Origin of the sequence: Chitinophaga polysaccharea (assembly GCF_902150045.1) — a bacterium.
Lineage (GTDB): Bacteria > Bacteroidota > Bacteroidia > Chitinophagales > Chitinophagaceae > Chitinophaga > Chitinophaga polysaccharea_A.
Genome location: NZ_CABFVU010000003.1, coordinates 453,354 through 473,180 on the forward strand (window position 1 = coordinate 453,354; position 19,827 = coordinate 473,180).

General features: G+C 47.4%; 18 protein-coding genes and 3 tRNA genes. 13 read left to right on the forward strand and 8 right to left on the reverse strand.

What is annotated here, in order from left to right; translation table 11 throughout:
- Positions 1–48 precede the first annotated feature (48 nt).
- Complete coding sequence (gene rpmI, locus FN124_RS22100; protein ID WP_079471802.1) at positions 49–246, forward strand: 50S ribosomal protein L35; 198 nt, start codon at positions 49–51, stop codon at positions 244–246.
- A gap of 49 nt (positions 247–295) precedes the next feature.
- Positions 296–640 (forward strand): 50S ribosomal protein L20, encoded by a 345-nt coding sequence (gene rplT, locus FN124_RS22105; RefSeq protein WP_078673350.1) that lies wholly within the window; start codon positions 296–298, stop codon positions 638–640.
- A 3-nt stretch (positions 641–643) separates the two neighbouring features.
- Here the strand turns inward: rplT and ispE are convergent, their stop codons facing one another.
- The 4 genes from ispE to FN124_RS22125 all read right to left on the reverse strand — a co-directional run bounded on the left by ispE (position 644) and on the right by FN124_RS22125 (position 4,060).
- Positions 644–1,453, reverse strand: a complete 810-nt coding sequence (gene ispE / locus FN124_RS22110) for a 4-(cytidine 5'-diphospho)-2-C-methyl-D-erythritol kinase (RefSeq protein ID WP_142686950.1) — start codon at positions 1,451–1,453, stop codon at positions 644–646.
- Positions 1,454–1,522: 69 nt separating this feature from the next.
- Positions 1,523–2,122 (reverse strand): bifunctional nuclease family protein, encoded by a 600-nt coding sequence (locus FN124_RS22115; protein ID WP_142686951.1) that lies wholly within the window; start codon positions 2,120–2,122, stop codon positions 1,523–1,525.
- Between the two features lie 189 nt (positions 2,123–2,311).
- On the reverse strand, positions 2,312–3,283 hold the full coding sequence (locus FN124_RS22120; protein WP_142686952.1) for an electron transfer flavoprotein subunit alpha/FixB family protein: 972 nt from the start codon (positions 3,281–3,283) through the stop codon (positions 2,312–2,314).
- A 36-nt stretch (positions 3,284–3,319) separates the two neighbouring features.
- Positions 3,320–4,060, reverse strand: a complete 741-nt coding sequence (locus FN124_RS22125) for an electron transfer flavoprotein subunit beta/FixA family protein (RefSeq protein WP_142686953.1) — start codon at positions 4,058–4,060, stop codon at positions 3,320–3,322.
- 134 nt (positions 4,061–4,194) lie between these two features.
- On the opposite strand from FN124_RS22125, the gene FN124_RS22130 reads away from it, so the two are divergent.
- Together FN124_RS22130 and tilS are read left to right on the forward strand one after the other, a co-directional pair.
- Positions 4,195–4,506, forward strand: coding sequence for a tetratricopeptide repeat protein (locus tag FN124_RS22130; RefSeq protein ID WP_142686954.1), 312 nt, complete (start codon positions 4,195–4,197; stop codon positions 4,504–4,506).
- Positions 4,507–4,530: 24 nt separating this feature from the next.
- Positions 4,531–5,868, forward strand: a complete 1,338-nt coding sequence (gene tilS, locus FN124_RS22135; RefSeq protein ID WP_142686955.1) for a tRNA lysidine(34) synthetase TilS — start codon at positions 4,531–4,533, stop codon at positions 5,866–5,868.
- A 40-nt stretch (positions 5,869–5,908) separates the two neighbouring features.
- Here tilS and FN124_RS22140 read toward each other — a convergent pair whose 3' ends face one another.
- Together FN124_RS22140 and FN124_RS22145 are read right to left on the reverse strand one after the other, a co-directional pair.
- Positions 5,909–6,529: a rhomboid family intramembrane serine protease gene (locus FN124_RS22140; protein WP_142686956.1), complete on the reverse strand. Its 621-nt coding sequence runs from the start codon at positions 6,527–6,529 to the stop codon at positions 5,909–5,911.
- Between the two features lie 28 nt (positions 6,530–6,557).
- On the reverse strand, positions 6,558–7,031 hold the full coding sequence (locus FN124_RS22145; RefSeq protein ID WP_142686957.1) for a 23S rRNA (pseudouridine(1915)-N(3))-methyltransferase RlmH: 474 nt from the start codon (positions 7,029–7,031) through the stop codon (positions 6,558–6,560).
- A gap of 127 nt (positions 7,032–7,158) precedes the next feature.
- Between FN124_RS22145 and FN124_RS22150 the strand changes: the two genes are divergently transcribed.
- The 6 genes from FN124_RS22150 (at position 7,159) to FN124_RS22175 (ending at position 10,701) form a co-directional block, all read left to right on the forward strand.
- Positions 7,159–7,232: transfer RNA gene (locus FN124_RS22150), tRNA-Arg, on the forward strand.
- A gap of 212 nt (positions 7,233–7,444) precedes the next feature.
- Positions 7,445–8,563: a 5-(carboxyamino)imidazole ribonucleotide synthase gene (locus FN124_RS22155; RefSeq protein ID WP_142686958.1), complete on the forward strand. Its 1,119-nt coding sequence runs from the start codon at positions 7,445–7,447 to the stop codon at positions 8,561–8,563.
- 5 nt (positions 8,564–8,568) lie between these two features.
- A complete protein-coding gene (purE, locus tag FN124_RS22160; RefSeq protein ID WP_142686959.1) occupies positions 8,569–9,066 on the forward strand; it encodes a 5-(carboxyamino)imidazole ribonucleotide mutase in 498 nt (165 codons plus the stop codon).
- 177 nt (positions 9,067–9,243) lie between these two features.
- Positions 9,244–9,317, forward strand: a tRNA-Arg gene (locus FN124_RS22165).
- Positions 9,318–9,459: 142 nt separating this feature from the next.
- Positions 9,460–9,533: transfer RNA gene (locus FN124_RS22170), tRNA-Arg, on the forward strand.
- Positions 9,534–9,696: 163 nt separating this feature from the next.
- A complete protein-coding gene (locus tag FN124_RS22175) occupies positions 9,697–10,701 on the forward strand; it encodes a glycoside hydrolase family 130 protein (protein ID WP_142686960.1) in 1,005 nt (334 codons plus the stop codon).
- Here FN124_RS22175 and FN124_RS22180 read toward each other — a convergent pair.
- Both FN124_RS22180 and tkt read right to left on the reverse strand, forming a co-directional pair.
- The gene (locus FN124_RS22180) at positions 10,689–11,435 is read right to left on the reverse strand and encodes an HAD-IIB family hydrolase (RefSeq protein ID WP_142686961.1); all 747 of its coding nucleotides are present in this window, start codon (positions 11,433–11,435) and stop codon (positions 10,689–10,691) included. The genes FN124_RS22175 and FN124_RS22180 overlap by 13 nt on opposite strands.
- Before the next feature lie 3 nt (positions 11,436–11,438).
- Entirely contained in the window at positions 11,439–13,520 is a 2,082-nt protein-coding gene (tkt, locus tag FN124_RS22185) for a transketolase (protein ID WP_142686962.1), read from the reverse strand.
- Between the two features lie 413 nt (positions 13,521–13,933).
- On the opposite strand from tkt, the gene FN124_RS22190 reads away from it, so the two are divergent.
- From FN124_RS22190 to FN124_RS22200, 3 genes are read left to right on the forward strand one after another with little or no spacing between them, the layout of a single operon-like run.
- Positions 13,934–17,068: a SusC/RagA family TonB-linked outer membrane protein gene (locus tag FN124_RS22190; RefSeq protein ID WP_142686963.1), complete on the forward strand. Its 3,135-nt coding sequence runs from the start codon at positions 13,934–13,936 to the stop codon at positions 17,066–17,068.
- A 19-nt stretch (positions 17,069–17,087) separates the two neighbouring features.
- Positions 17,088–18,455 (forward strand): RagB/SusD family nutrient uptake outer membrane protein, encoded by a 1,368-nt coding sequence (locus FN124_RS22195; protein ID WP_142686964.1) that lies wholly within the window; start codon positions 17,088–17,090, stop codon positions 18,453–18,455.
- Between the two features lie 26 nt (positions 18,456–18,481).
- Entirely contained in the window at positions 18,482–19,819 is a 1,338-nt protein-coding gene (locus tag FN124_RS22200) for a DoxX family protein (RefSeq protein WP_142686965.1), read from the forward strand.
- The last annotated feature ends 8 nt before the right edge of the window (positions 19,820–19,827 follow it).

Consider the following 19,827-nt stretch of genomic DNA (forward strand, 5'->3'; position numbering starts at 1 on the left):
GCTTTATTCAATTATTTTCATACCTTTGCAGACCAAATTTGATGTAAGATGCCCAAAGTAAAGACACATTCCCGTGCCAAGAAAACGTTCAAGGTTGGTGGGAACGGACAGATTAAGCGGTTCATGGCCTTCAAAAGCCACTTACTGACTAAGAAATCTACGAAAAGAAAACGTAGCTTAAGAGGTAGTACGCTGGTTCACGAAGCAAATCTTAACCTGGTTAAGAGAATGCTCGGAATGCGCTAGTATCTGTCAAAAGAATCGAATTTTATAACCTGAGAAAAAAACAAAGCAAATGCCTCGTTCAGTTAATGCCGTAGCTTCAAGAGCCCGGAGAAAAAGGATCTTAAAGCAAGCCAAAGGCTTCTACGGTAAAAGAAAAAATGTGTACACCGTAGCGAAGAACGTTCTTGAGAAAGGACTTACTTATAGCTATGTTGGCCGTAAATTAAAGAAAAGAAACTATCGCCAGCTGTGGATCGCCCGTATCAACGCTGCTGTTAGAGCAGAAGGGTTGACCTATTCTGTGTTTATGAACAAATTAGCCGGTAAGAATATCGACCTGAACAGAAAAGTTCTGGCTGATCTGGCTATGAATGAACCAGAAACATTTAAAGCACTGGTAGCTTCTGTAAAGTAAGACTTACCTGATAGTAAATACCCGGTAGCTGGCATCCCACAGGATGTCAGCTATTTTGTTTTTAGGGAAAATCCCAAACACCGCAGAACCACTGCCACTCATGGCGGCATACGCAGCCCCTGATGAATACATCTGCGCCTTAATGTAACCCAGCACAGGATGCGCCTGGAATACGGGTGCTTCAAAATCATTGGTCAGTACATCTTTCCATAATTCTACAGGCGTTTGTATCACTTCCCGGAGCGAATAAGCCGGTGTACCAGGTGTGAGCTGCTTAAATGCCCAGCCGGTGTTTACATGGATGCCCGGGTGTACCAGCACAAACGAATACCCGGAGAGGTCCAGGGTTATCGGCTCCATAATTTCTCCCCTTCCTGTAGCATAACAAGGCCGGTTCACAATAAAAAAGGGACAATCGCTCCCCAGTTGTGCGGCATAATCCACGAGCGCCGCTTCTGTTAAGCCCAGCTGAAACTTCTGGTCAAGCAGCTGCAGCATAAAAGCCGCATCTGCAGAACCTCCACCCAGGCCGGCTCCAATGGGTATATTTTTTAGTAAATGAATGTTTACCGGTGGTAGTTGCGGGAAATCGGACTGTAACAGCTGAAACGCCCTTAAACAGAGATTGTCGGCCGCATTACCAGGAACAGGAACCCCGCTGCTTTCAAACTGTAGCGTTGTATGTGTAATCACTTCCAGCGCATCATTAACAGGCAGGGGATAAAATATAGTTTCCAGGTCGTGGAAGCCATCAGGGCGTTTCCGGGTAACATGTAAGCCCAGGTTTATTTTACAGTTAGGAAATACAATCATGTATTGTTTATTGCACAGTAATCCGGCAGCCACGTTTAAACCAGCTGCAGGGCGTATATGAAATAAAAATTATTTGCTTTTGCGGCTGTTGATCTCATCGCGGATAGCGATAGCCCGGATATAATCTTCCTGTTCCAGCACTTCCTGGAGCAGTGTTGTTAATTCCTCTACATTTAAGGCTTTGAGGTCATCTTCGGCGCCTTTCTCATGCTCTGAAATAGTAGGGGTAACCGGCTTACTGGTCTTTTTACCGGCAGGGTCATCCAGCAGGATCCCTGCACTGTTGAGGATATTTTCGAAAGTGTAGATAGGGCATCCGAAGCGGACTGCAAGCGCCAGTGCATCTGATGTCCGGGAATCTATCTCTATTGTTTCATCATTGTTGGAACAGATCAGTTTTGAGTAAAAGATACCTTCCTGCAGATTGCTGATGACCACCTCCTGTAATTCCACGTTAAAGGCATTCATGAAGTTTTTCATCAGGTCATGTGTTAAAGGCCGGCTGGGTTGCATTTTTTCCAGAGCCACTGCAATCGCTTGCGCTTCAAAGCCCCCAATCACAATGGGTAAACGGCGTAAACCGTTCACTTCTCCCAATACCACGGCATATGAATGAGTTTGCGTAATGCTGTGCGATAAAGCAACTATTTCCAGTTCTATTTTTCTCATATCTGTCTTGCGTTGTCGCTGAATAGTTTGTAAGACCGTGAAGTTAGAAAAATATTCCTTATCTAAAAAAAATCTATAGTGATAAATCTATGATATAAGAATTAAGGTAAAAGAATTACGGATGAAAAATCAACACGATCTTAAAAACTGAATATCTCATCCGTAATTCTTATACCGTAACCTGTTCGCTTAGCTGAGTTTCAGCTTTTTCACCGCTTCTGTAAGCTTAGGTACCACCTCGAATGCATCACCTATTATGCCATAATCTGCAGCCTTGAAAAACGGCGCTTCCGGATCTTTGTTGATCACCACGATCACCTTGCTGCCGTTAACACCGGCCAGGTGCTGGATAGCGCCTGAAATGCCTACTGCGATGTATAGATTGGGGCGTACCGTTAAACCGGTTTGTCCTACGTGCTCATGATGAGGGCGCCAGCCTGCATCTGCTACCGGCCGGGAGCTCGCTGTAGCCGCTCCCAGGGCTTTGGCCAGGTCTTCCAGGATTCCCCAGTTTTCCGGGCCCTTCATACCACGGCCGCCGCTTACAATTACTTCCGCTTCGGTTAACGGCACTTCACCGCTCACGGTTTCCGTTTTAACTACTTTCACTTTGAAATCCGCATCGCTGATGGCAGGGGAGAAGGCCTCTACGCTGGCCGTTCCGCTTCCCGGGTTTACAGGAAATGTATTCGGGATAATGGCGATCACCTTCTTGTCTGACGTAATATTGATATTGGCAAACGCCTTACCGGAAAATACATTCTTCTTTACCACAAAGCCATTGGCCGTATCCGGGTAGGAGATAGCGCCCGCTACCAGTCCGGCTTTCAGCCGGGCGGATACCCTTGGGGCAATAGCTTTTCCATCAAAATTATGAGGGAAGATGATCACTTTGCTGCCTTCTTTTTCAGCTGCTTCAGTAATCACTTTAGTATACACGATGGTTTCCATTTCATGCAGGCGGGCATCTGCAGCATGCAAAACCTTTTGCGCGCCATAGTTGCCAAGTGCGGCCAGCTCGGCAGCATCCACAGGGCCCAGCACCAGCGCAGTGGCGGTAGTTCCCAGCTGTTCAGCTACTTTTGCACCATATTGAACGGCTTCCAGCGCCGCTTTCTTGATCTTACCCTGTGCCTGGTCGGCGAATATTAATATAGACATCAATAATTTAATTAGTAGTTGAGAGATAATTTACCCTTAGATCACTTTTGCTTCTTCATGCAGTAACTTCACCAGTTCTTCCACGTTATCAGGACTGATCAGTTTAACGCCGGCCTTTGCTGGAGGCAGTTCAAAGCTTACTACTGAAGTGAGGGCATCTGCCGCAACAGGTTCCACCACGGTAAGGGGTTTGGTTCTGGCCGCCATAATACCACGCATATTGGGGATCCGGGCTTCTGCCATTCCTTTCTGGCAGGAAACCACCACCGGCAGAGATACTTCACACACTTCTTCTCCGCCTTCTATTTCCCGGTTAATGGTAGCTACGGTGCCGTTAAGATCAAATTTGGCAGCAATGGATACATAGGGCAGTTCCAGCAGCTCCGCCACCATACCGCCTATACCGGAGCCATTGTAGTCAATGGTCTCTTTACCGGTAAAAATTATATCGTATTGTTTATCCTTCGCATGCGCCGCAATCTGCGATGCTATATAATAACTGTCTGCATTATCCGCATTTATACGGAATGCCTCGTCTCCGCCCAAAGCCAGTGCCTTACGGATCACCGGATCGCAATCAGCGCCGCCTACCGTAATAAGATGCACATCGGCCCCGATGGTTTCTTTCAGCTCCAGCGCCCTTACCAATGCATACCATTCATCGTACGGATTAATAATAAACTGTACACCTGCCTCATTGAATTTCGTGTTGTTGTCCGTGAAAGCTATTTTTGCAGTCGTGTCCGGAGTTTTGCTGATACATACTAAAATCTTCATGGCCTTAAACTGTTTTGTTTAAAAATGCGGTAATAGCAAATATATCTAAATAATATAAGCCAACCGCTGGCGGAAAAATGATTTTAATCAGTCGCGAACAACGACATATTGAATAAAAAAATAATAATATCTGAATGGACAGAATCGCACAGATAAAGCAGTTCCTGGAGGCTACGCCTAACGACAGCTTCCTGAAACATGCTTTGGCGCTGGAATACATTAAGCTCAACGATGATGTTACGGCCAGGCAGCTGTTTGAAGAACTGCTGGCTCATGAACCCGGTTATGTAGGTTCTTATTATCACCTGGGTAAATTACTGGAGCGCGCAGGTGATAATACCGGCGCTATCAGCATATATGAAAAAGGTATGGCCATGGCTAAAGCGGGTAATGAAAGACATGCATACAATGAGCTACAATCGGCCTATGAAGACCTGCTATACTGATATTATTCATCCAACAAACAACGCATGCCTCAACATTTAGTAACTGATTTTGCTGCTTATATTTCCCGTCAGCGATTATTTGATCCTGCACAAAAGGTGCTGCTGGCGGTAAGCGGCGGTGTGGACTCGGTGGTAATGGCCTGGTTGTTTAAAAATGCCGGCTACCACGCAGGCATTGCCCACTGTAACTTTCAGCTGAGAGGGGAGGAATCTGAGCGGGACGAAGCATTTGTGCGCAGCATGGCGGCAGCCCTGGAATTACCGCTTCATGTAGTGAAATTTGATACCCATGCCTATGTGGAAGAACATCGTGTAACCATACAGGTAGCCGCGCGGGAGCTGCGTTACCGCTGGCTGGAAGAAACACGCGCCGCAAACGGGTATGCCTTTATTGCTACCGCCCATCATATGCAGGACAGCGTGGAAACAGCCCTGATGAATTTTGCCAAAGGTACCGGTATCGCAGGTTTGCATGGTATCCTTCCTAAACAGGAACACCTGGTCCGCCCGTTGTTATTTGCGGAGAAAGATAAACTGGTGGCGTATGCTGCCATGAATAATATTTCTTTTGTGGAAGATAGTTCCAATATAACTGATAAGTATACACGTAATTATTTCCGGCACCAGGTAATTCCCCGTTTACAGGAAGCATTCCTGGGTGTGGTAAAAAATATGGCCGGCACCATTGAACGGATGAAGGAAGCGGAGATCCTTTACCAGGAGGCATTGGCGAAACATCGTAAACGGCTGCTGTTCCAGCAGGGGAACACCTGGATGGTGCCTGTATTAAAGCTGCAGAAAACAGTGCCGCTGCACACAATTGCCTGGGAACTGTTCCGCAACTTCGGATGTACTTCTGCACAAACACAACAGGTATTGTCGTTGCTGGAAAGTGAATCCGGCAGGTTTGTAGATACCGGTAGCCACCGTATTGTCCGCAACCGTCAATGGCTGCTCATTACGCCGCTGGCAACGGAAGTATCGCCCCTGGTAGTGATTGAGCGGGGACAATCGCACATTCATTTTGGAGGCGGACAATTGCAGATCCGTGAGCAGGAGAGAGGCAACGTCGGTATCCCGGCATCCCCGGAAACGGCCTGGCTGGATGCCGCCCAGGTAAAGTTTCCGCTGATCCTGAGAAAATGGAAGCAGGGCGATTACTTTTATCCGCTGGGAATGCCTAAAAAGAAAAAGGTAAGCCGTTTCCTGATCGATCAGAAATTATCCATGCCCCGGAAGGAAAATGTATGGGTACTGGAGTCCGATAAACGGATTGTATGGCTGGTGGGAATGAGGGTAGACGATCGTGTGAAGATCACTTCAGGAACAAAGAATGTAATCAGTATTACCCTGGCAGGATAGTGGTTGCCGGCAGGGGCCAAACCGCTGCCGGCAATTTTATTTATCTCCCAAACCTCGGGTGCATAAGCATATTCAGAAAATAAGTTCCAAGCTCGGGATGAAAGACCAATGGAAACACAATACCAAATAACGCACCCCACATATGCGCATCGTGATTGATGTTGTCACCACCTTTCCTCGACATATACGCCGACAAAGCAAGGAATAAAACACCATAAATGACCGCGGGGATCGGGATGAAAAATAAGTAAATGGTGTTCCAGGGATCTACCATAATAGCCGTAAATACCACCGCAGAAATAGCCCCGGAGGCTCCAAGGGAAGAATAGCTGGAATTATTCCGGTGCTTTATATAAGAGGGAATATTGGCTACAATTATTCCAAGCAGGTAGTATAAAATATACACCACCTTACTTTGGAAAAGCTGCATAAATAAATTTTCAATGGCAGGACCAAAGAAAAATAAAGTAAGCATATTGAAAATGAGATGCTGAAAATCAGCATGCACAAACCCTGAAGTAATAAAGCGGTAATATTGTCTGTAGTTCTTTACCATATAGGGTTGCAGGCTCATCTTATCCAGCTGGTCATAATTCTTAAGGGCAGTATAGGATACGAGGCAGGTAACAATGATAATAACCAAACTGATCGAAAACATCATAAAGCTTTTGTTTAGGTGATAAAGGTACTTATTGATGATGATACTTTTCCCTATTCAATACTGTATAGGCGCGATATAATTGTTCTGTAAAAATAAGACGTACCAGCTGATGGGGAAAAGTGAGCGGAGATAACGACATTTTCAGCTGCGCTCTTTGCAATACCGCATCATCAATGCCAAAAGCGCCGCCTATCAGGATGATCAGCTGCCGCGTGCCGGCATTATTACGTTGCTGCAGGAAATCGGCAAACTGCACAGTGGTCATCATTTTCCCTTTCTCATCAAGCGCCAGCAGGAAGTCGGTAGGCAGCAGCATATCCAGGATAATTTTCGCCTCCTGCTTTTTTAGTTCCGGAACAGATAAACTGGCAGCCTGTTTAACAGTTGAGATCAATTTAACCTCAAAATCCACATAATGCTGCAGTCTTTTCTGAAAAACGGCCATCCCGTCCCTGATGTAGGGATCGTGTTCTTTTCCTATGCTCCAGAGTTGGATCTTCACTTCGTATAATGATTAAGCAATTGCTGTAAAAGTAAGTGTAAATCAGAAGATTGCGGAAATTTTTTTAATAACTGTTTGGGATTTTCAAAAAATCCCCTACCTTTGCCATCCACTCACAAAAACACATGGCTCCGTAGCTCAATTGAATAGAGCATCTGACTACGGATCAGAAGGTTTCAGGTTTGAATCCTGACGGGGTCACAAAGCGAAATTCTTTTAAAAAGGGTTTCGCTTTTTTCTTTTTTAAGTAACAGTTTTTCGTCACGTGCAATGCTTTCAGCAGTACCGGGAGCGCTGAAAATTGTTATAATGAAACAACTTCTTAATGATGGCTGCTACTCAGAAATTACAGTAATCGGGCGTATTGCCATCATTTGAAATAGTTTTATACCTTTGCCTGCTAACTGAAGATTATGTTTGAAAATTTGAAAATAGGAGTACTGGGAGGCGGACAGCTGGGTGCTATGCTTATGCGGCCTGCAATAGATTTTGGCCTCAACGTTTCAGTAATGGACAGTGATGCTAACGCGCCCTGTTCACGTTATACTTCTTCTTTTTTTTGTGCTGATCCCGCTTCCTATGAAGCCGTGCTGGAGTTTGGCAAGGGACTGGATGTTATTACCATAGAAAAGGAAGCTGTGAATATCGCTGCTTTGCGTCAGCTGGAAAAACAGGGGGTAAAGGTTTTTCCAACTCCTGATACTATTGAAATAATCCAGGATAAATTCAGCCAGAAGCAATTTTTACAGTCGCACAATATACCTGTAGTGCCAGGTGAAGCCGTTCAGGGTAAAAATGACCTGCACCGGTATGAGAGTAAACTACCTGGCTGTTTAAAAAAACGGCGCGATGGGTACGATGGCTATGGCGTGATGGTTTTGAGAACACCGGCGGATATTGAAAAGGCTTTTGATGTGCCCTGTGTGCTTGAAGAATTGGTGGATATTAAACAGGAAATTGCTGTTATCGTAGCAAGGAACGAGCATGGTGCTGTAAAATGCTATGACCCGGTGGCCATGGTCTTTTCAGAAGAGAAGTTCATACTTGATTTCCAGATGGCGCCGGCTCAGATAGATGAGCATATAAAGGAAGAAGCCATCGCCCTCGCCGGTAAAATAGCAGATGCGCTTAAGCTGGTTGGTATTCTCGCTGTAGAAATGTTTATCACAAAAGATAATAAACTTTTAGTGAATGAACTGGCTCCAAGGCCGCATAACAGTGGTCATCATACCATAGAAGCAAGCATTACATCACAATACGAACAACTGCTCCGTGCCATACTCGGATTACCATTGGGCGATCCAGGTCTTCGTTTCCCTTCTTTAATGATGAATATACTGGAAAGCGCTTCACCAGATTCAAACGTCCGGGAGAAACTACCGCTTCTGTTAAGCATGGAAGAAGTGCATCTTCACTGGTATGGCAAAAAGGGCAGAAGGCCCGGCAGGAAAGTAGGTCATATCACCATTGGAGGCGGCACAATGGAAAGCATTGTAGCAAAGGCTGAAACAATACGCAAAATTTTAAATTAAAAAATATGAAACAGGTAGAGGTAGGCATTATTATGGGCAGTAGTTCTGATGCGCCTATTATGCGTCAGGCAATAGAGGTTTTAAAGAAGTTTGAAGTAGAGTACGAGTTCAACGTTGTATCGGCACACCGCAGCCCCCAGAAAATGTTCGACTATGCAGCTGCCGCTGAAGAACGTGGTTTGAAGATCATCATTGCAGGCGCCGGTGGCGCAGCACATCTTCCGGGTATGGTGGCCGCTATAACTACTTTACCTGTAATTGGCGTGCCGATTAAATCTTCCAACTCTCTTGATGGTTGGGATTCCCTCTTATCTATAGTACAAATGCCTGGTGATGTACCCGTGGCTACAGTAGGAGTTAATAATGCACATAATGCCGGTTTACTGGCTGTGCAGATACTGGCTACCAGTAACAATACACTCAGGCAAAAGCTGGCGGCATTAAAGAAACAGAATTATGATAAGGTCAGCAAACAGAATGAAACATTGGATCAATCTGTATAAAGCAGCTGCCATACCTGCAGTGAGATATAAGAAATGATCCTGCTGTTTATCCGGCGCAGTTCTTTACAGGAGCGCCTGTAAATTGCGTATATCCATTCACGGTAGTCTCAAAAAAATACATTTAATTTTTTGTTTAATTTAAAACTATTCCTACATTTGCAATCCCAAACGGGAAATGGCTTCATAGCTCAACTGAATAGAGCATTTGACTACGAATCAAAAGGTTTCTGGTTTGAATCCAGATGAGGTCACAAAAAAGAAAATGCTGCAGATAATGCGGCATTTTCTATGAAAACAAATAACCTGAAGAAAAGCTGTCAGGTATAAAAAGTTGAAAAATAATTTGTTAGAATAGGAATTTATTCTACATTTGCAATCCCGAAACGGGAAAACGGCTTCATAGCTCAACTGAATAGAGCATTTGACTACGAATCAAAAGGTTTCTGGTTTGAATCCAGATGAGGTCACAAAAGGACGAATACGAGTACATCGGTTCGTCCTTTTTTTATGCCCTGTACCCACCTTATATTGGTTATTTAAGATATGTTTCCGGCAGGCGCATGCCGGATCAGTAAAAATTGTTATCTTTTACACGTAGTTGTTTTTGTTTATCCAACGGAACCCGGAATTATGATACGGATCAAAAAAGAAGGTATACTGCTGCATCAAACCAACCTGGAATTTGAAAACGAAGGCGTATTAAACCCGGCTACCATCAGGGTGGGAGATAAGGTGCTTTTTTATTACCGCGCAGTACAGAAAGGCAATCATTCAAGTATTGGTTTTTGTAAACTGAGTGATCCGCTCACCATCGAAGAACGGCTGAACAAACCCATTTTGTTCCCCGAGCACGACTATGAGGCAAAAGGGCTGGAAGACCCGCGCGTAGTGTATATCGACGGCTTATTCTATCTTACCTATACGGCGTACGATGGAGTAAGCGCCTGTGCAGCGCTGGCCACTTCCACAGATGGATTGCAGTTTGAAAAACACGGGCTCATAGTAGCGCAAATGGACTATGCAGAGTTTAAACAACTCGCGGAAACCAATGCTCCACTGGATGAAAAATATATCCTGTACAACAATTTTAACCCGCGTTTATGGGATAAGGATGTAGTCTTTTTCCCAAGGAAAATTAATGGCAGGTTTTATTTTCTCCATCGCATAAAACCGCATATACAGCTGGTATCAGTAAATAATCTGTCTGATCTTACAGCGGATTTCTGGAAAGATTATTATCTCCATCTTCACGATCATATCATACTAACGCCGAAGTATAAACACGAAATGAGTTATGTGGGCGCCGGCTGTCCGCCGGTGGAAACACCGCATGGCTGGCTGTTCATTTATCACGGTGTGCATGAAACACCGGAAGGCTATGTGTATGTTGGCTGCGCTGCGCTGTTCGACCTGGATGATCCATCGAAAGAAATTGCGCGGTTACCCTATCCCATATTGGCGCCGGAACGGGATTGGGAAATAAGGGGAGATGTGGATAATGTTTGTTTCCCTACAGGCACGGCCTTATTTGACGATACCCTCTATATTTATTACGGGGCCGGTGATGAAGTGATCGCTACCGGAACAATCAGCTTAACGGAACTGATCAACGAATTACTCAGCTATCGCGCATAGCAGGCTATAATTGTTTCTATCACCCGTTTTGTTTCATCCGGGTCACGTACTTTAATACAATCCACACCTGCTTCCCTGGCAGGATAATCATTCCCGCCAGGAAAAATAGCATCTCCTGCAAATAACATTTTATCTATAGGAATATGCAGGATACTCCTGAGCTTATGAATGCCGTAAGCCTTGTCAATGCCAGGTTTGGTAATGTCTACGGAAGTAGTGCCACCCAGGTTGACAGAAAATTCCGGTATCATACTATCCAGCAACGTTTTCATTTTCTGCCTTTTGGCAAAATCAGGATCCCACTTTTTCTTTTCTTCCAGCGGCGCTTCCTGTCCCAGCGCGGAGAAAGTGATCTGGCTGCCGCGGTCTTCAATGGCATCGCCCCATAAATGTGCGGCTTTGTATCCCAATGTATTCACCACACTGTTGAGCGCATCAGTGATCTTCTTTTTTTCAGTGGCTGTAAAATCTTCCGCATACAGTTTATTCCACTTACCATTGTACTCATAAAATTGTGTACCACAGGTGGGCAAAATAAACAGGCGTTCCAGGTTTTTTGCACCGGGCAGCTCAGCCAGCACTTGTTGCTCAAACTGGGGCCAGGCGCCGCCGGAAATGATGGCCACCTTTACCACTGTTAACAACGAATACAACAGCCTGCTCATCTCTTCATCAATGGCTGATTTGCTTTGCGCCAATGTTCCATCCAGGTCAAATACCACGAGTTGCTTCATTGATTATGCTTGTTTTTTTAATAGCGCCAGGGCGCGTTCACAGATATTTTCCACGGTGAACCCAAATTCACGCAACAGCACCGGGCCAGGTGCGGAAGCGCCAAAATGGTCGATGGATATAATCTCGCCTTTGTCGCCGGCATAACGGTGCCATCCCTGCGAAATACCGGCTTCCACCACTATCCTGTTTGTTACTTCGGGAGGCAGTATCTGATCGCGGTATGCGGGCGATTGCGCTTCAAACAGTTCCCAGCTGGGCATTGAAACGGTACGTACTGCAATATTGAACGATTTCAGTTTTTCCTGTGCCTCCACTATCAGGTGCACTTCAGAGCCGGTGGCAATAAGGATCAGCTCTGGTTTTGCATCAGGTGCATCTGCAAGAATGTAACCGCCATAGCGGAGCCCGCTGGCAGCAGCATATTTAGTGCGGTCCAGTGTAGGTACGGCCTGCCGCGTGAGGATCAGCGCTACGGGTTTGTCTGGATCCAGTACGGCGATTTGCCAGGCTGCAATAGTTTCATTGGCATCTGCCGGGCGTATCACCACCAGGTGGGGAATGGCGCGGAGTGCTGCCAGCAGTTCCACCGGCTGATGGGTAGGACCATCTTCACCCATCGCGATACTGTCGTGCGTAAAAACATACACCACTTTCAGTTCGGAAAGCGCTGCCAGCCTGATCGAAGGCCGCATATAATCCGAGAAGGTAAGGAAGGTAGCGCAAAAGGGGAGTATGCCACCGTGTGCAGCTAACCCATTGGAAACAGCGCCCATAGCGTGTTCCCGCACACCATACTGGATATTCCTGCCATCATAGCCCCATACGCCGCCTGCCGCGCCCTGCAGGTCGCCCTGCTGCATAGCGGGGCTTTCAAAATTACCTGCATCCTTTAATTCCGTATTGGTGGAAGTGTTCAGATCGGCAGACCCGCCAATAAAACCGGGCAGGTGTTTGAAAAACGCCTGCATCACTTTCCCGGAAGCTGCACGGGTGGCCAGTCCTTTATTGTCTGCCGCAAATGGGGTAATGTCTTTGTCCCAATCTGCAGGAATATGGTCATGTATCAGGGAACGTAACTCTCTTGCCAGCTCAGGATATTTTTGCGCATAGATGATCATTTGTTCTTCCCATTTGGAAGATAATTTTTTACCAACGTCTACGGCTGCACGAAAATGATCCAGGGCTTCCGGTGGTATTAAAAAATCCGGTTCCACCGGCCAGCCCAGTTTTTCTTTTGTGAGTTTTACATCTTCAGGGCCCAGCGGTGAACCATGCGCCCCGGTGGTATCCTGTTTGGGAGAGCCAAAACCTATATGCGTACGCACCAGGATAATGGAGGGCCGGTCTTTCTCCGCCTGGGCAGCGCGGATCGCGGCATCAATTGCGTCGAGATCGTTGCCGTCTTCTACTTTTTGTGTATGCCATCCGTACGATTCAAACCTCTTTGCATGATCTTCCGTGAAAGTAACCGGTGTGGCGGAAGCCAGCGTGATGCGGTTATCGTCGTACAGGTAAATCAGTTTACCCAGCCGTAAATGGCCGGCAAGAGAAGCCGCTTCTGCTGCAACGCCTTCCATCAGGTCGCCATCGCTTACCAAGGCATAGGTGTAGTGGTCTATCACAGCATCGCCCGAGCGGTTATACCTGGCGGCCAGATATGCCTCCGCCATGGCGATGCCCACACCGTTGGCAAATCCCTGTCCAAGCGGGCCTGTAGTTACTTCCACGCCGGGGGCCAATCCACGCTCGGGATGCCCCGGCGTTTTGCTGCCCCATTGCCGGAACCGTTTAAGCTCTTCCAGGGGCAAATCATAACCGGTTACATGCAGCAAACTATAAAGCAATGCAGAGCCATGCCCTGCAGATAATACAAAACGGTCGCGGTTAAACCAATGCGGATCCGAGGGACTATGACGGAGGAACCGTGTCCACAATACGTAGGCCATCGGGGCAGCGCCCAGCGGCAACCCGGGATGCCCGCTGTCTGCTTTCTGCACCGCATCTACCGACAAAAAACGGAGCGTATTGATACATAGCTCGTCCAATGCAGCGGGATCGGGAATAAGAGAGGTGTTGTTGGTCATGGCATTCTTTTTTGTATGAAAATGAATCACACATAGGTCAACAAACTTCGTGCGCAGAAGGTTGTGTTTTATTTTTTAATTAGTCTACTAAAATTATAGACTTTTAAAAAATTATTGTATTATTGTACTTCGTACGGCTTTCCGGGTCCGCTTTAGGGGAAATTCATCCACCTGTTGACATGCCCCGTTTATCTTTCAAAATATTACCGACATGGAAACATCATTACACTTAATGAGGAAAAATTGCTGCGTGGAATACACGGCTAACCGATGTTAGGAAGGATCAATCAAAAATAAAAAGGCCGGAACTGGTGACGCAGTTCCGGCTGGTAATCAAGGCTGTGGAGACATTTTACAGTGATAGCAGTTGCCTGCTTTCACCGGCCTCATTTTTTCATACCAAAGTAAAGATAATGAAAATTGCTATTGCATGCAGCTGCGGGCTGCTGCTGGCGGCTACTGCATGGTCGCAGGAATTGCGCGCGCCTCACAGTGCAGACACTACCAAACCTGTGCACAGGAACATTGTTCAAAACAACATTTCCCTTTCCGGACGGATCATTGACGCTAAATCACAGCAGCCTATCCCAGGGGCCATTGTGCATATCAAAGGCACTACCCACGAGGTACAAAGCGGCCCAAACGGGGAATTCGCATTCCTCACCGGGCAGAAAGTGCCGGTCATTTACCAGATCTCTTCCCTGGGCTATAAACTGAAGGAAGTATATGCCGATAAATCCAATGCAGGCAACATCGCCCTGGAAGAGCTCAGCACCCAGTTGAACGACGTAGTGGTGGTGGGATATGGCACCCAGAAAAGAAGGGACCTTACCAGCGCCATTTCCTCTGTTAAAGGCGCCGATGTGGTAACAGTGCCCGTGGCCAGCTTCGATGCGCAGCTGCAGGGAAGGGCCGCCGGTGTACAGATCAACTCCAATACAGGCGTACCCGGCGACGGTGTATTTGTAAGGGTGCGCGGTACCACTTCTATTAATGCCGACAATGATCCTCTTTATATCATCGACGGGGTTTTTATGAATAACTCCAGCCTGCAAACGGTAAGCACCGGCGGGCGCTCCACTTCGCCGCTGGCAGACATCAACCCGGCGGATATTGAAAATATAGAAGTACTGAAAGATGCCAGCGCAACAGCCATCTATGGTTCCAGGGGCGCCAATGGCGTGGTGATCGTTACTACCCGTCGCGGTAATTATAACAGTAAAGCTAAAGTAACAGCAGATGTATCAGCAGGGGTGGCCTGGGCGCCCAAAATGTGGGACCTCACCACCGGCCCTCAGCATGCGGAACTGGTGAATGAGTTTTACCGCAACTCCCTGGCAGATGCCACCGCGCTCAATGACCAGGCGGGTATTGCAAAATACAGCTTCGTGCCATTCAGGGCATTGAACGATAATGCCGGTAAAACACCGGCGCCGCGTGGCCTGCCACAGGATCAGCAAACCTACGACCGCCTGGGAGAAGTGTTCCAGACAGCGCCGCTGCAGAATTACAATCTCTCCCTTTCAGGAGGCAACCGCGAAACAAAATATTACTTCGGCGGCGGCTACTCCAAACAGGAATCTATTCTTAAACCCATTTCCTTTGAAAGGGCCAGCTTCAAACTGAATATAGATCAACGGGTGAACGACAGGGTGACCATCGGTTCCAGCAACAGCTTCTCCCGCAGCTTCCGCAGCCAGGGTCGCGCAGGCGATGGCCCGCAGGGAGGCTTGTTACAGGCGGCTTTACACACGCCTACTTATCTCCCGGAAACAAATGCCGACGGCACACCGGCCCGCTGGGCAGGATTCGATAATGTACAGGTGCTCATCGATAACTATGATGTACATACTACAAGCCTCCGCTACATCGGTAACCTGTATCTCGATGCCACCTTGCTGCCGGATTTAAAATTCCACAGCAATATCAGCATCGACTACAATAACTATAACGAATCGGAATACTGGAATAACCTTACCCAGCTGGGGGCCAGTCCTACCAATGGTTTGGCCACTTCCGCCATTACCCAGAACACTTCCTGGATCAACGAGCAAACACTTACCTGGCGCAAACATGCAGGGGAGAAACATTTCTTCGGCGTGCTGGTTGGTAACACCATCCAGAGTAATACGGAAACACTAACATCTGCCCAGGGAACCGGCTTCCCCAATAATTCCTATAAATATATTTCGGCTGCCGCTACGCGCACTGCGGCTCAAACATGGACCCGCAGCACCTTGTCGTCTTTCTTCTCCAGGATCGATTACAACTATGCAGGTAAATATTATTTTGAAGCAAGTATCCGCGCAGATGGTTCTTCAAAATTCGGAGATAATTATAAATGGGGATATTTCCCTTCTGTGAGCGCCTCCTGGCGGCTCAAGGAAGAAAACTTCCTGAAGTCCGTGAACAGCATCAGCGACCTGAAAGTACGTGCCAGCTATGGTATCACAGGTAACCAGTCCGGCATCAACAACTTTGCTGCGAAAGGATTGTGGTCCGGTGGCGCCGGTTATCCAGACAACACTACCGGCGATCAGCCAGGCACCGCGCCATTGCAGCTGCCCAACCCGGACCTGCGCTGGGAAAAAACCAGCCAGTTCAACGGCGGGCTGGACCTCGGCTTATTCAATGGCCGCATCAGTATTACAGCAGATGTATACTATAAATACACCAGCGACGTACTGCTGCAACTGCCTAAGGCAGGCGTTTCCGGCTTTACTTCCATTTATAGCAACGCAGGCGAGATCAGTAACAAAGGATATGAAATCGGTATCAATACTACCAATATTTCTACCCGTAATTTTACCTGGACCAGCAGCCTGAATATTGCCGGTAATACCAACCGCATTGAAAAACTGCCAACGCCGATATACCAGTATAACCGCGACTGGATCATTATGCAGGAGGGTTCTCCCATGTATTCCTTCTGGCTGTATAACCAGCTGGGCGTGGATCCGCAAACAGGCAACGCAATTTTTGAAGGAGAGAAGGATGGTAAGCTGCCCGTATCTGCACGCAAGGTAATGGGGAACGCTATGCCGAAATTCTTTGGAGGTTTCAGCAACACGGTATCGTATAAAGGTTTTGACCTGAGCGTATTGCTCTCTTTCCAATATGGTAACGATGTATACAACCTGAATAAATTTTTCGGGGAAGGCGGCGGTACCCGTGATGCCAACCGCGTATTATTTGCGGATCAGCTGAACCGCTGGCGGAAACCAGGCGACATCACCAATGTGCCCCGCCTCACTGCCTATGGCCTCAACTATACCATCGACCAGAACAACCGCTTCCTGGAAGATGGTTCCTTCCTGCGTCTCAAATCCCTCACGCTGGGATATACCGTGCCGAAATCAGTCAGTGAAAAACTGCATATCCAGTTACTGCGTGTATACTTCACCGGTAGTAACCTATGGCTGCTCACCAAATACACCGGGTTGGATCCCGAATCAAACGTAACAGGTATACAAACCGTACAGGGATTGGATCTTGGCACACCGCCCCAACCACGCAGTGTACAGTTTGGCTTAAACGTAACTCTTTAACCGCTCTTAATTCTTCCATATGAAAGCATATCGGAAATATATATCGCTCTTTTTCCTGGCGCTGACAAGCATATCGTGCAAAAAGTTCCTTGATGTGGAACCACGTGACAGTGTATCCGACGAACAAACCATCATTGATAAAACCTCCGCCAATACTGCATTGCGCGGGGTATACAGGCGCCTTGGCAACGATGGCTATTATGGCGTATTATTCCAGACCTTTGGTTACCTGCCCGGTGATAACGTACAGTGGACCGGTTCCCAATCCATTATACAACAATTCATCACCCATAAAATAAATGCAGATAACGGTAATCTGCAAACAGTATGGGCAGCCATCTATGCTACCATCAATGGCGCCAACAATGTGATCGCAAAAGTGCCAGGCCTCCAGGACGCCACTTTCTCCCAAACAGAAAAGAACCAGGCAACAGGAGAGGCGTACTTTATCCGTGCGCTCAGCTATTTTGACCTTGCCCGTACCTGGGGTAATGTGCAGATAACGTTAACGCCTACACTCAGCGCATCCGATAAGCTGGATGTAAAGGGAAGCACGCAGGCGCAGGTATACCAGCAGGTATTGAGCGATCTGAATACAGCAGATTCTTTGCTCACCCCCGTTTCGCAAACAGCGGCGCCCAACCCGGTAAGAGTGAACCAGCAAACCGCCTGGGCGCTGAAAGCCCGGTACTACCTGTACCAGTCGAACTGGGCGCAGGCGGAAGCCTATGCCTCCAAGGTGATCAGCGACACAAGGAGCTATTCCCTGCTGAAGCCTTACAGCGCCTTCTTTTCTCCTGCAAGCGCAGTGGCTACAAGGGAATCAGTGTTTGAACTGTCGTACAGCGCTACTTACCTGAGTGGGCATCGTAACTACTGGCAGCCGCCTGCCAATGGCGGTACCCGGCAGTGGGCCCCCTCTGATGCATTCATCACACTGGTGAATGATCCTAACATTGGCGGTAACCGCAATGCCCTGGTAGCAAAAACATCCGCAGGCTTGTGGTATGGAAATCTTTATTACAGAAGCCCCGCCACTGATCCCGCCTACGTGATCCGTATAGCAGAGCTTTACCTGATCCGCGCGGAAGCACGTGCACAGCTGGGTAAGGCAGATCTTGCACGGGAAGACCTTAACATCATCCGCGACAGGGCAGGGCTGGCGCCGGTAAATGAACAGACCGGGAAAGAAGACCTGTTACTGGCCATTGAAAACGAGCGCAGGATAGAGTTTGCACTGGAGCCGCACCGCTGGTTCGACCTGGTGCGCACTAAACGCGCAGGCGCCGTTTTAAATATTACAAATCCACAGCTGTATGTATTTCCGATCCCGGCCAACGAAGTGGCATTGTCTAACGGCAATCTTAAACAAAACGATGGTTACTGATCTTGTCACCTTATAATAAATCACCAATGAGTAATGTAACTCCCGCATGGAAAGACTATGAAAAGATAGGGTTCAGGATAATCTTTATTTATTTCCTGTTGCAGGCACTGCCGCTCGACTGGAAATTTTACAGTTATCTTTTTACTACCCCCGTTTTTAACTTTCATTATGAAGATATTTTTAACCTGGCCAATTATACAACGCGCTTTGGTACAGGTCCTGCAACGTATTCAGATTGGGGTATACTGTTGCTCATAGCAGTAGCCGCCGCTATTGTGTGGACGTATGCAGACCGCCAACGGGCACGTACTTACGACGCTGCCTTTTACTGGTTGCGGGTGATCCTGCGTTATCGGCTGGCACTGGCACTGCTGGCTTATGGTTTCCTGAAACTGTTCACCCTGCAGGCGCCATATCCTTCACTGAGCAGCCTGAATACACCCTATGGCGACTTTAACCGCTGGAAGCTGTTCTCTCTCAGTCTTGGTATTGTCCCTTCCTACGAACTGTTCCTGGGTGGCGTGGAAATCGTACTGGCGTTAGGGTTACTGTTCCGTAAAACCGCTTCCATCAGTGCTTTCATCTTCCTTATTTTCTGCGGTAACATTTTCGTATCCAACCTGGCATATGAGGGAGGCGACCAGGTATACAGCCTGTTGCTGATCACTTATGGTTTCGTGATCCTGAGTTTCGATCTGCAGCGCATTACCCGTTTACTCATCTTACAACAACCTACGGCCGCTGCTACTTTCAGGCCGGTATTTGAAGGCTTCCGGAAAAACGGCAGGAGGATATTGAAAACGGCTTTCCTGCTTTTCTTCGTGGTGATATATGGTGTGAAAACAGGTGTGGGCGCAAAAAATGATCCCTACCAGTACCCAACCACCAAAGGACTGCCGGCTATCAGCGGGTTATATAACGTAGCAACATTTGTGATCAATGGAGATACGCTGGCCTATTCCTTAACAGATTCCCTCCGCTGGCGCAACGTGGTGTTTGAAGAATGGAATACCCTTAGTATCCGTACCAACAGGCAGGCGCCGGTAAATGCCAATAACCGGCACCTGGTAAAACGCGATAACTCGGAAAGGCTATACGAAACTGAAGGCACCAGTGGCAGGCATTATTACAGCTATACTGCAGATACTGCACAACACCTGCTCACACTGGAAAACAGGCACCCCGGCCTGTCGGCGGAAACATTGTCACTGCATTATTCCCGGCCTGATCAGAACCGCGTAATACTTGCCGGTACTGCTTACAGCAGGGATTCAATCTATGTAATACTGGAAAAAGTAAATAAGAAATACCTGTTGGAAGAAGTGGCAAAAGGAGGAGGAAGAAACAGGAAACTAAAACTTTAAACCGATTA